12 protein-coding genes are annotated in these 11,609 nt (G+C 74.7%); 5 read left to right on the top strand and 7 right to left on the bottom strand.

What is annotated here, in order from left to right; genetic code table 11:
* Nucleotides 1–19: 19 nt before the first annotated feature.
* From ACH9EU_RS00955 to ACH9EU_RS00940, 4 genes are all read right to left on the bottom strand, one after another.
* Nucleotides 20–610, bottom strand: coding sequence for a hypothetical protein (locus tag ACH9EU_RS00955; protein ID WP_396412053.1), 591 nt, complete (start codon nucleotides 608–610; stop codon nucleotides 20–22).
* Nucleotides 607–1,149 carry a DUF4255 domain-containing protein gene (locus tag ACH9EU_RS00950; RefSeq protein WP_396412052.1) on the bottom strand — a complete coding sequence of 181 codons (543 nt, stop codon included), beginning with the start codon at nucleotides 1,147–1,149 and terminating at the stop codon, nucleotides 607–609. Before ACH9EU_RS00950 ends, ACH9EU_RS00955 begins: the two co-directional genes overlap by 4 nt.
* Entirely contained in the window at nucleotides 1,146–1,352 is a 207-nt protein-coding gene (locus ACH9EU_RS00945; protein ID WP_396412069.1) for a hypothetical protein, read from the bottom strand. Before ACH9EU_RS00945 ends, ACH9EU_RS00950 begins: the two co-directional genes overlap by 4 nt.
* A 103-nt stretch (nucleotides 1,353–1,455) precedes the next feature.
* On the bottom strand, nucleotides 1,456–2,328 hold the full coding sequence (locus ACH9EU_RS00940) for an AfsR/SARP family transcriptional regulator (RefSeq protein WP_396412051.1): 873 nt from the start codon (nucleotides 2,326–2,328) through the stop codon (nucleotides 1,456–1,458).
* A gap of 301 nt (nucleotides 2,329–2,629) precedes the next feature.
* On the opposite strand from ACH9EU_RS00940, the gene ACH9EU_RS00935 reads away from it, so the two are divergent.
* Entirely contained in the window at nucleotides 2,630–3,466 is an 837-nt protein-coding gene (locus ACH9EU_RS00935; RefSeq protein ID WP_396412050.1) for a hypothetical protein, read from the top strand.
* Between the two features lie 175 nt (nucleotides 3,467–3,641).
* Here ACH9EU_RS00935 and ACH9EU_RS00930 read toward each other — a convergent pair whose 3' ends face one another.
* Together ACH9EU_RS00930 and ACH9EU_RS00925 are read right to left on the bottom strand one after the other, a co-directional pair.
* Nucleotides 3,642–3,908 (bottom strand): hypothetical protein, encoded by a 267-nt coding sequence (locus ACH9EU_RS00930; RefSeq protein ID WP_396412049.1) that lies wholly within the window; start codon nucleotides 3,906–3,908, stop codon nucleotides 3,642–3,644.
* Nucleotides 3,908–4,225 carry a helix-turn-helix domain-containing protein gene (locus ACH9EU_RS00925; RefSeq protein WP_396412048.1) on the bottom strand — a complete coding sequence of 106 codons (318 nt, stop codon included), beginning with the start codon at nucleotides 4,223–4,225 and terminating at the stop codon, nucleotides 3,908–3,910. Before ACH9EU_RS00925 ends, ACH9EU_RS00930 begins: the two co-directional genes overlap by 1 nt.
* Before the next feature lie 312 nt (nucleotides 4,226–4,537).
* Between ACH9EU_RS00925 and ACH9EU_RS00920 the strand changes: the two genes are divergently transcribed.
* The 4 genes from ACH9EU_RS00920 to ACH9EU_RS00905 all read left to right on the top strand — a co-directional run bounded on the left by ACH9EU_RS00920 (nucleotide 4,538) and on the right by ACH9EU_RS00905 (nucleotide 10,636).
* Nucleotides 4,538–4,813: a hypothetical protein gene (locus tag ACH9EU_RS00920; RefSeq protein WP_396412047.1), complete on the top strand. Its 276-nt coding sequence runs from the start codon at nucleotides 4,538–4,540 to the stop codon at nucleotides 4,811–4,813.
* 132 nt (nucleotides 4,814–4,945) lie between these two features.
* Nucleotides 4,946–6,085, top strand: a complete 1,140-nt coding sequence (locus tag ACH9EU_RS00915) for a SpoIIE family protein phosphatase (RefSeq protein WP_396412046.1) — start codon at nucleotides 4,946–4,948, stop codon at nucleotides 6,083–6,085.
* Nucleotides 6,082–9,477, top strand: coding sequence for a PAS domain-containing hybrid sensor histidine kinase/response regulator (locus ACH9EU_RS00910; RefSeq protein ID WP_396412045.1), 3,396 nt, complete (start codon nucleotides 6,082–6,084; stop codon nucleotides 9,475–9,477). The genes ACH9EU_RS00915 and ACH9EU_RS00910 overlap by 4 nt, the downstream gene beginning before the upstream one ends.
* Nucleotides 9,478–9,598: 121 nt before the next feature.
* Entirely contained in the window at nucleotides 9,599–10,636 is a 1,038-nt protein-coding gene (locus tag ACH9EU_RS00905; RefSeq protein ID WP_396412044.1) for a nitronate monooxygenase, read from the top strand.
* Between the two features lie 76 nt (nucleotides 10,637–10,712).
* Here the strand turns inward: ACH9EU_RS00905 and ACH9EU_RS00900 are convergent, their stop codons facing one another.
* Nucleotides 10,713–11,573 carry an IclR family transcriptional regulator domain-containing protein gene (locus ACH9EU_RS00900; protein WP_396412043.1) on the bottom strand — a complete coding sequence of 287 codons (861 nt, stop codon included), beginning with the start codon at nucleotides 11,571–11,573 and terminating at the stop codon, nucleotides 10,713–10,715.
* Nucleotides 11,574–11,609 lie beyond the last annotated feature (36 nt).

The following is an 11,609-nucleotide window of genomic DNA, read 5'->3' as shown; positions in this document are numbered from 1 at the left end:
GCTCTCCTCGGCTCTCGCGTCAGGTGGTGTCGACCAGGTGGACCCGGGTGGCGCCGGCCGTGAAGTCCACGGTCAGCGTGCGCAGCGGACTGCCGTCGACGAGCAGGTCCAGGGGTGTGAGCTCCGCCGTCCACTCGACGGCGGCCGACCGGTAGATGCCCGGATCGGCCTCGGGCAGGGGGACCTCCGGGCGGGGGGACGGTCCCGAGGTCGCCCGCGCCACGACCACGGCCCCCGTGCGCGGCGCGCCGTCCGAGGCCCTCGTCAGCACCGCGCTCAGCGTCATCGGCACGGGGTGCAGCGCCACCTCGAGCTCGGCGGCCGTGAGGGGGACCTCCACGGTCCGCGGCGGCCGTCCGGGGAGGGGCGGGACGACCAGGACGCCGGCGAGCGCCCCGTCGGTCAGGGTGAGGACGGCCGTGGGCGGCGAGGACGGGTCCGTGAGGTCCGCGCGCGCGGCGACCACCACGACACCGGACGCCACCCGCAGGCTCCAGCCGTGGGGCGCCGGCTCCAGCCGGGCGCCGAGGCCGCGCACCGGTTTCCCGGTCGAGGCGTGGACGAGCCGGACCGTGTGGCGCAGCTCCGTGGTGCTCGTGGCGAGGATCATGGCGCACCCGTGTACTGGACGCGGTGCTCGCGGACCCGCCCGGCGCCCTCGCGCTCGAGGACGGGGATCGGGGCGACGTCGACCTCGTAGAACAGCGCCAGCCGGCCCGCCCGGCCCAGGGCGCCCCACACCTGGTTGCGCTCCTCGGCCGAGGGGGACCGGAGCCGGATCACCACGGACTCGATCTCCTCGGCGAGCGCGGGGTCCAGGGCCGGGGCCCGCAGGATCGGGGTCGTGTGGAAGGCCTGGGCGATGCGGCCGAGCCGGGCCTGCGCCTCGTCGTGGTCGCCGACGTAGGTGACGAGGTACTCCAGCTGCAGCGACATGGGGGGCCGGACCAAGCCGGTGAGCCCGTCCACGAGCGGCCGGTTGAGCAGGTGGGGGTGCTCGGCGACGGCGACGAGGGCCAGGACCGCCTTGTTCTCGGGCAGCGGCACCTTGTCCGCCTGGGACAGGGAGTGCAGCACGACCCACGCGCCCAGATCGGGCGTCGCCTGGTGGACGAGGTCCCGCAGGGCCTCGCTGACCTCCCGGATCACGGCCTCTCCCAGCGTCTCGGGGCCACGCCGTCGGCGTCGAGGCGCGCCTCGACGAGCCGCTCGATCTCGGCGAACGATCCCACGTAGGCCTCCTCGTCCGTGGCCATGTCCCGCACGCGTGCCCGGATCACCGCGGGCAGCGAGTCCACGTCCCGGGGCTCCGCCCAGACATCGACGAGGAACCGTCGTCTCCACGCTCGCATCACCCGGCCGCGACCTCTCTTCCGCCACCAGGGTGACGGGCCGCGCTCACCGGACGGTCACGGACGGGTCCCCGGACGATCACGGGGCCCGGGAGCGGCCCGCTCAGGGCATCCGGCGGAGCCGGTCGAGGGCACGGTCGACGATCTCCCCGAGCCGGGCGACCTCGCGGCGGGCCCGCTCGAGCTCCGCCACGAGCACGGCGACCGACGCCGTCTGGCCGCCCTCGCCGCGGCTGAGCCGCCCGTAGAGGGCCACGGTCTCGGGCATCGGGTCGGCCCCGAGCTCGGTCAGCAGGACCATGCGGCACTGCTCGAACTGCCGCTCGACCAGGTCCTGACGGCCCGCGGAGGCGTAGGCGGCCATGAGGTGGCGGTGGACGTCCTCGCGCAGCGGCTCGACGGCGAGCGCGAGGTCGCCGTAGCGGCCCACGGCCACGACGTCGCCCCGCCCGCCGTGGTGCTGGACGAGGTGGTCGAGGGCGGTGAGGTACAGAGTCTCGAGCCGGTGCCGGGAGGAGAGCACCCACTCGTCGTCGCACGGCTCGACGAGGCGCCCGCGGTGCAGGGCGACGGCCTGCTCGAGGCGGGCCACGTCCGCCGCGCCGAGCTCGTGCGCGCTGGAGCGCAGCACGGGCGTGACCAGGTCCTCGAAGAGCACGGCGTCGACCGTCAGCTCCACGGAGGGGCTCAGGGCGACGGTGCGCCCACCGTGCGGTCCGAAGAGCTCGACGCCGGTCCTGGCCCGGACCTCGGACTGGAGGCGCCACAGCGCGGTGTTGAGCCGGCGGCGGGCGGTGCCCTCCGGGCAGTCGGCGAAGAGCTGCGTGGCGACGAGCGAGCGGGCGCAGCCTCCGTGCGGGACGAGCGCGAGGTAGGCGCACAGCAGCACGGCGCCCGGGGACAGCGTCACGGGACGGTCGTCCGCGACCAGTGTCGGCGCGCCGAAGAGATTCAGCTGGAGCCCCGCGTTGGACACGATGCCACCTGCACGTTTCTGTGGGCTGTTTGGGGCCGAACCTACGCCCGCCGTTCCCCCGGCTCAAGGCATCGAGCAATTGAGACGAATGCATGAACCACGCGGGCCGGTGCCGTGGCCGCCACCGCGTCGAAGTATGACGCGACGGTCCCGCGGAACCCCGCGCCCCGTGACCGGCCGGCGTGTGAGCTTGCCCACGTCCGCCCGGCTTTTCCCAGGTCAGCCCGGACAATGGTGACATCCGGCCCGAGCGACGATGCGGGGACCGGAACCGATCCCCCGCAAACCGGAGCCGCACACCATGACCCTCGAGAAACCCCGTACCGAGTCCGTGCCCGCCGACCCGGGCAAGCCCACCGAGACCACCGAGGCGCCCGCCAAGAAGGGCCCGGCCCTCAACGTCCCCGGCCTCCTGGCCGGTGCCGCCACCGCCGCGACCATGGCCGTGCTCGGCGGCCACCTGAGCGTTGCCGGCACCGTGCTCGGCGCCGCCCTGACGAGCCTCCTCTCCGGCGTCGCCGTGGCCGTGTACTCGACCTCCATCGAGAAGAGCCGCTACGGCCTGCAGAAGGTCCGCACCGCGGTGTCCCAGCGGGTGCTCTCCCGCGACGGCACGGAGCTGCCCGAGACCCACGGCAGCACCGCGGTCGCCGCGACCGGTGGCCGCTGGGCCGCCCTGCGCCCGCGGGTGAAGCCGGCGCTCGTGAGCACCGGCGTGATCATCGGGCTGGCCGTCGCGGCGATCTTCGGCATCCAGGCCCTCACCGGCACCGAGCTCTCCGGTGGCACCGGCACGATCCAGCGCTCGGTGACGGGCTCGGAGTCCGTGGCCGTGCGCACCGCCGACACCACGGCTCCGGGCGCCCCGGTGGGCCCGGACAGCGGCGTGGCGCCCATGGAGGGGACCGTCCCGACGGCGGAGGCCACCGCCGACGCCCCGACCGACGCCGGGACCGCCCCGGTCGCCGTGGACCCCACGAGCGGCGCCGTGGCCGAGGGCGGCACGACGACGCCGGGTGGGGCACTGCCCGGCGCCCAGGACCCTGCCGCCGGACAGACAGGAACGGACGGTGGAGACCTCGGCTCCGGCGCGTCGCCGCAGCAGGGCGACGCCGGCGCGGCGCCGGCCGCACCCTGACGGACCGCCACCGGAACGCGCGCGGCATCGGCCGACGCACCCGGCACGTCGCCGAAGGGCCCGGCACCTCACGAGGAGGTGCCGGGCCCTTCGGCCGTCGGGGACGCGGAACCCACCGGGCCCCGCGCCGTCCCCTCGCCGTCCCCTCGCGGGGCCCGGCACGAGGGCTCGGCGATCACTCGACGCTGCGCAGCAGGCGCTCCACCGAGTCGAGCCGGGCGCGCACGTCCTCGACCGCCTCCGCGGTCCGCCGCAGGTCCTGGGCGCCGGAGGCGGCCAGCGTCTCGTACCGCTCGGCCAGCGACCGGTACTCCTGCGCGGCGACCGCGGTCATCCGGGCCCGGGCGATCTTGGCACCCTGGACGAGGACCACGACGATGATCGTGCTGATGAGCACGAGCACCCCCAGGGCCATCACGATGCCGGTCCAGTCCTGTTCCATCACGCCTTCTTTCTCTCGGTCACGGTCACGGTGGCCGCGGCCCGGGCGACCGTCTCCGGGTCGAGCCGCAGGTCGAACGGGGCCAGGCTCACGAACCGACGCGCCTTGCCGTCCTCCGCGACCTCGGTCGCCGAGACCACCAGACCGGCGGCCTCGAGTCGCTCCAGGTGCAGGTGCAGCAGCGGCCGGCTGATGCCCAGGTCACGGGCCAGCTGGCTGACCCACGTCGACCCGTCCCCGGCCAGGGCGCCCACGATCCTGAGCCGCTGCGGGTGCGAGAGGGCGGAGAGCGTCGCCACCAGTTCGTCGCCGTTCATGCATCACCCCTCACTGTCACCTGTAAGCAATATCTTACATGTGACAGCCGCTCTGTCACCTCGGCCCCGGCACCCCCGGCAGCGGTCACGCGACGGTCGCCGCGGAGAGGCCGGCCGGCGGATGCCCCCACCCCGACTCATCCCCTCTGACCTGCGACGACACGTCGTCCCGAGCGCCGAGCTCTGGACTTAAGTCCCTTGGCCCGCCCCGGCACCGGCACCTACGGTCGGGGAATGCCCGTCCGTGCCCACGGACGGGCTGTTCGACGGGGGAAGGGAATCACAGTGCCGGAAGTCCGAGAAGTCCGGGAGATGCGGGAGATCCAGGCGTCCCGCGAGGAGCAGCTGGCGCGCGGGCTCACGCTCATGGCCGTCGCACTCTTCGTGCTGAGCAGCGCCGTCCTGGCCTTCGGCGCCCAGGCCTGGGGCTGGGCCGCGGCACTGCTCGCGGCCGCGGCCGTCGTGGGGCAGGCCACGGGCACCCTGGGCAGGGGATCCCGACGGACCGCCGCGCCGGCACGCCCGGCGCAGGACGCCGCACGGCGGACCGCCACCCGCTTCCGGCAGAGGGCCCACGCCCTGCGCTGAGGACGCGCGGCAGCACCGGGAACGCCACCGTGCGGCCGGGCACCGTGGCCGTCCGGCTCACCTGCGGTCGCCCGCTCACGGGCGACGAAAAGGGGACGGCCGCGGCATGGCGCGCCGGCCTCGACCCGATGCATGAGTTCTACTGGGACCATGGTGAGCGCAGGCGGGCGCACCCAGACCGCACTGGTCGTGGAGGACAGCGCCGACGTGGCCGTCCTCCTCGAGGCGACACTGTCCGGACAGGGATTCCGCACCGAGACGGCGTCGGCCGGGCACGCCGCCCTCGAGGCCGCCCGGCGGATGGCCCCTGACCTGATCACCCTGGACCTGGGTCTGCCCGACATCGACGGCTTCGAGGTGTGCCGATCGCTGCGGACGTTCACCAACGCCTACATCCTGATCGTCTCGGCCCGCGGGAACGAGTCGGACCGGGTCGACGGCCTGGACGTGGGCGCCGACGACTACCTGACGAAGCCGGTCAATCCCCTGGAGCTCGTCGCCCGGGTCACCGCCATGATGCGCCGGCCGCGCGCGCCCCGTCCGCCCGAGAGCGAGCTGGCGACGGCGGCACGGGTGCAGAGGAGCCTGCTCCCGGACCGTTCCCCGTCCGTGCCCGGCTACGACGTCGCGGGCGCGTGCCGTCCCAGCCGCAGTGTCGGCGGCGACTTCTTCGACTGGGTGCCCGACGGAGGCGTCCTGACGGTGACGCTGGCGGACGCCATGGGCAAGGGCATGGGCGCCGCGCTGGTGGCGGCGACGGCCCGGGCGGTGCTGCGCTCGGCCCGGCACCAGCAGGACGCGGAGGCCCTCGTACGGCAGGCCGCCGCGGCCCTGGAGACGGACCTGGAGCGCCTGTCCTCCTTCATCACCGTCCTGCACCTGCGCCTGGACGCCGCCACCGGCGGGGTGGACTACGTCGACGCCGGCCACGGCATGGGACTCCTGGTGCACCCCGACGGGCGCTGGGAGCGGATGCTCAGCGGCGGGCCGCCGCTGGGGCTGGTGCCGGGAACGATGTGGCAGCCCGGATCCCTGCACCTGGAACCGGGCGGCGCCGTGGCCGTGGTCAGCGACGGCGTGCTGGACGCCTTCGACACCGTCGAGGAGACCCTCGACGCCGTCGCTGCCGTGGTCCGCGGGACCCACGGCGCCGCCGGCGCCGTGGACGCGATCCTGGGCCTGGCCGAGGACGCCGAGGACGACGTCACGGCCGTCGTCCTCCACCGCTCGCCGCGCCGCGCCACCGGCGCCCGGGAAGGGCGGTCCGGGTGACGACCGGGACGCGGAGGATCGGCCGGGTCCTCCTCTGGGCGATCCTGAGCGGGCTGGCGGCCGTCGTGGTGGTGACCGCCGTCGTGGCCGCCGACCCGGGCTCACCCTCGAGCCAGACCGTCGGCGACCTGGCGATCCTCGCGGCCTCCCTGACGGCGACCGTGAGCTGCGCCCGCGCGGCGGCCCGGCGCGGCCCCGACGCGCGGGCGTGGCGCTGGATCGGTGCCGCCACGCTGGTCTGGACGGCCGGCATGGTCGCGTGGACGTTCTACGGGCTCACCCGGGGGCACGACTACCCCTTCCCGTCCGTGGCCGACGCCGGGTTCCTGGGCTACTCCCTGCCCGCCCTGGCCGGCCTGCTGGCGTTCCCCCGTCCACGGGTCTCCTCCGTGACGACGGCACGGACGATGCTGGACGCCTCCGTGATCGCCGTCGCCGTCCTGTTCATCAGCTGGTCCACGGTGCTGGGGCGGGTCCACCAGGCAGAGGATCCCGACCCGCTCGCCCACCTCACGATCCTGGCCTACCCGGCCGTCGACATCGTCGTGGCCTCGTTCGTCCTCGTGCTCACCATGCGCCAGTCCCCCGGCCAGCGCCTGCCCTGGCTCTGCCTCGGCGGCGGCTTCCTGCTCCTGACGGTCACCGACAGCATCTACGTGCGGCTCACGTTCGAGGGGGTCACGGGGACCACCGGAACCCCGCTGGTCGCGGGATGGATCTGCGCCTTCCTCCTGGTCGCCCTGGGCGCCGCCCTCCCGGGAAGCACCCGGCCACGGCCGGATCGCCCGGTCTACGCCACCGCGGCCCGGCTGCTGCCCGTCGTGCCGGCCCTGGCCGCCGTCCTCGTCGCGGCGTCCCTCCCGGTCACCAGGAGCGATCCGTTCCTGCTGGTGACCGGGCTCGCCGGTCTCGCCGTCGCCCTCGCCCGCCAGGTGCTGCTCGTCTACGAGAACGTGACCCTCACGCGAGAACTCGAGGACAAGGTCGCCCAGCGCACGGCGGAACTGGAGAACCTGGCCGCCATCGTGGACTCCTCCCCGGACGCCATCGTGGGCAAGACCGCCCACGGAGTCGTCACCAGCTGGAACCCCGGCGCCGAACGGGTGTACGGCTACCCGGCGGAGGAGGCGATCGGCCGGCACATCCGCTTCGTCCTCCTCGAGGAGGACCTCGAGGCGGAGGAGGCCCTTCTGGCCACGATCCGGGAGAACGGGGTGAAGCACAGTTTCGAGACCGAGCGGCGGCGCAAGGACGGCACGCTCGTGCCCCTGGCCCTGACCATGTTCCCCGTCCGCGGCCACCACGGGATCGCGTCCATCGCCCAGGACATCACCGAGCGGCGCCGCACGCAGGCCGAGCTCCTGTCCGCGCGGGAGGCGGCCCTGGAGTCCAGCCGGCTCAAGTCCGAGTTCCTGGCCACCATGAGCCATGAGATCCGCACGCCCATGAACGGCGTCGTGGGCCTGACGTCCCTGTTGCTGGAGACCTCCCTCGACGACGTCCAGCGCCAGTACGCGGAGGGGGTGCGCAGCGCCGGCGAGGCGCTGCTGACCCTGATCAACGACATCCTGGACTTCTCCAAGCTGGAGGCGGGCAGGGTCGACCTCGACCCCGTCCCGCTCGACCCCCGCCGTCTCGTGGACGAGGTCGTGGGTCTGCTCGCGGAGCAGGCGCAGGGCAAAGGACTCGAGCTGATCGGCCACTGCGACCCGGCCGTGCCGGCCCGTCTCGTCGGGGACGCGCGCGCCCTGCGCCAGATCCTGCTCAACCTCGTCTCGAACGCCGTGAAGTTCACCGGCGCCGGCGAGGTCGCGGTCCTCGTCCAGGTCGAGGAGCAGGTCGGCGACAGCTCCGTGGTGCGCTTCGAGGTGCACGACACCGGCATCGGCATCCCCCCGGAGCACCAGGACCTGGTCTTCGACTCCTTCGCCCAGGCGGATGCCTCCACCACCCGGCGCTACGGCGGCACCGGCCTGGGCCTGGCCATCTCGCGGCGCCTGACGGAGGCCCTCGGGGGACGCATCGGGGTCCGGAGCACCCCGGGACGGGGTTCCGTGTTCTGGGTCTCCGTCCCGCTGCCCCGCGCGGAGGCCGAGGACCCGGCGCTCGCGCCCCGGCCGGGCGACCTGCCGGCCGGGCTGCGGGTCCTGGTCGTGGACGACAACGCCACGAACCGCCTGGTCCTCGAGTCCCAGCTGACGGCATGGCACCTGCTGACCACGACGGCGCGGGACGCCCGCGAGGCCCTCGACGCGCTGCGCTCCGCCGCGGCCGGGGGCAGGCCCTTCGACATCGCCGTGCTCGACCTGTGCATGCCCGGGACCGACGGTCTCGAGCTCGCCCGGTCCGTGCACGGCGACAGCGCCCTGGCCGGCACGGCCGTCATCGTCCTGACCTCCGCAGGCCGCCCGAACCGGGCCGAGCTCGCGGCGGCCGGCGTGCGGGAGCTGCTGAGCAAGCCCGTGCGCAGCTCCGAACTGCACGACCGGCTGTCGCGCCTCGTCGCCGCGTCTCCCACGGACGCCCGGCCGGCCGCCGACGGCGGTGTCCCAGCCCCGGCACCGCCCGCGGCGCCCGTCCTCGCGCCCGTCCCTGCGCCGGCAGGCGGTCCGTCCCGGGGGAGGCTCCTCGTCGTGGAGGACAACGAGGTCAACCAGCTGGTCGCCCGGAGCATGGCGGAGCGGCTCGGCTTCGACGTCGACGTCGTGGCCGACGGGGCCCAGGCGGTCGAGGCGACCCGGTCGACCGGCTACGTGGCGGTGCTGATGGACTGTCACATGCCGGTCCTGGACGGCTTCGAGGCCACCCGCGCCATCCGCGGGCGGGAGGGCCGGGACACCGAGCTGCCCATCATCGCCATGACGGCGGGGGCCATGGCGGAGGACCGCCGGCGGTGCACGGCCGCCGGCATGGACGACTACATCACCAAGCCCGTCGACCTCGCCACTCTCGAGTCCGTCCTCGACCGGTGGACCCGGCCACCGGCTCCCGGGACGGGACCGTCGGCGGTCACCGGTCGCGTCGAGCCGGAACCGGCCGCCACCGGCCCGTCCGCGCCCGCGGTCGACCCCGCGCGACTCGAGCTCCTGCGCACGCTGGGGGACCACGTCCTGGTGGCCACGGCCCACGCCTTCCTCCAGGAGTCCCGGTCGAGCATGCGGTCCCTGCGGCAGGCCTGTCCGGAGGGCGGGGCGCCGATGCAGTCGGCCGCGCACAAGCTCGTGGGCTCCGCCGGGAACATCGGCGCGACCCGGGCGGCCGAGCTGTGCCGCCGGATCGAGGAGCACGGCCGGCGAGGCACCCCCCTCGAACCGCACCTGCTGCCCCAGCTCGAGGACGAGATGCGCCGGGTCCGCGACTGCCTCGAGCGGATCCTCCCCGCCACGACGTGATCGTCGCCGGCTCGGGTGCGGCCGGCCGGTCCCGCTGCACCGCGCACGGCCCACCCCGCTCACGAGGGCCCACACTACGATCGGACGACAGGTGGGACCGACCCCGGGAGAGAGGACGAACATGTTCACGCTGACCGATCTGAGCGTTCCGGTGGTGCAGGCGCCCATGGCGGGCGGGCCGGCCACGGTGGACCTGGCCGCGGCGGTGTCCGCGGCGGGGGGTCTGGGCTTCCTCGCGGCGGGCTACAAGACCGCCGACGCCATGGGCGCGGAGGTCGAGGAGCTGCGGTCCCGCACGCGGTCCCCGTTCGGGGTGAACGTGTTCGTGCCCGAGGCCGACGTCGCCGATCCCGGGGACCTTGCGGCCTACGCGGCGGCCCTGGCCGAGGTCGCCGCCGAGCTCGACGTCCCGGCGCCGTCCGTGGGCGGGCACAGCGACGACGACTACGAGGCCAAGATCGACCTGTTGGAGCGGCACCCGGTGCCGGTCGTGTCCTTCACCTTCGGCCTGCCCGACCGCCGGGTACTGGAGCGGCTGCGCGCGGTGGGCACGGCCGTGGTCCTGTCGGTGAGCGACGACGCCGAGGCCCGCCGCGCCGACGCCCTCGACCCCGACGCGATCGTCCTGCAGGGCCCCGAGGCCGGGGCCCACCGGGCGACCCTGGACATGCGCCACGACCCCGACCAGCGGTCACTGGACGAGCTGCTCGAGGCGACCCTGCCGGTGGTGGCCGCCCCCGTCGTCGCCGCCGGGGGCATCGGCACCGCGGCGCGGGTGGAGCGGCTGCTGACCGCCGGGGCGGCGGCGGTGCAGGTGGGCACCCTGTTCCTGACCGCGGCGGAGACGGGGACCAGGCCCACCCACCGGCGGGCGCTGCTGTCCGGGGAGTTCCCGGGCACCGTGCAGACGCGCGCGTTCTCCGGGCGCGTGGCCCGGGGCCTGCGCAACCGGTTCGTGGAGATGGTGTCCGGCCGGGAGGTCGTCGGATATCCGCAGGTCCACTACATGACCACCCCCCTGCGCGCGGCCGCCGCCCGGAACGACGACCCCCGGTACCTCAACCTGTGGGCCGGGACCGCGTACGGGCAGTGCCGGGAGACCTCGGCCGCGGAGGTCGTCGCGGCCCTCGACCCGCGGCGGGACGGGGCGCATCCGTGACCGTCGAGTCGGGCGGGTACTTCCTCACCCAGGTCGTGCGCCACCCCGTGGGGGCCAACGGCCGGCAGCGGCCCGGTCAGGCGCGCCGCGAGCCGGGCCCGTCGCGCTCCGGCGGTATGTAGCCCATGCGCCGGCTCACCCGGTCCGCGGCGTCACGGAGGTCGTCGAGCACGCCGTCCATGATCTCGGGCGTGAACCGGAAGGCCGGCCCCGAGACGCTGACGGCGGCGACCACCGTGCCGAGGTGGTCCCGCACGGGCACCGCGATGGAGTTGAGCCCGAGCTCGAACTCCTCGATCGCGGTGGCGAAGCCCTGGCCGGCCACGTCGAGCAGCTGGCGCTCCAGCGCCTTCTTCGAGGTGATCGTGCGGGCCGTGTAGGCCTTGAGCCCCTGCTCCTTCACGATCCGAGCCCGCTCCTCGGACGACAGTCCCGCCAGGAGCACCTTCCCGCTGGCCGTGGCGTGCAGCGGTGTGATGCTGCCGATCCAGTCGTAGGTGGAGACCGTGGCCGGCCCCATCTCCTGCCCGACGTTGACGGCGTGCCCCTCCCGCAGGACCGCCAGGTTGACCGTCTCGGAGACCGCCCGGGCGAGGTCGCGGATCTCCTCCCGGGCCTCCACGACGAGGCTGAGCCGGCCGGGGATCGCGTGCGCGAGGCGCAGGATCCCGAAGCCCAGCCGGTACTGGGCCCGGTCGGCGGCGTGGTTCACCAGACCTCTGGCCTCCAGCGCGCCGAGCAGGCGGGAGGCGGTCGACTTGTGCACCCCCAGCTCCGCCGCCACCTCGGTCACGGTCGACCCGCCCGTCTGGGCGAGGATCTCGAGGACCGTGATGGCCCGGTCCACGGCCTGCACACCGCCGGGTCCGCCCCCTTCGCCGCCGTTGCGCTCGGTCGTGGTGTCAGCGGGGCCGGAGGACGAGGAGGGTGTGGGCATGGCCCCATGCTATCCATCCGCCGCTCCACCGGGACG

Origin of the sequence: Kocuria rhizosphaerae (genome assembly GCF_044462265.1) — a bacterium.
GTDB lineage: Bacteria > Actinomycetota > Actinomycetes > Actinomycetales > Micrococcaceae > Kocuria > Kocuria rhizosphaerae.
Note: the sequence above shows the minus strand (reverse complement) of the source record. Positions and strands in the feature narration are given on the sequence as shown.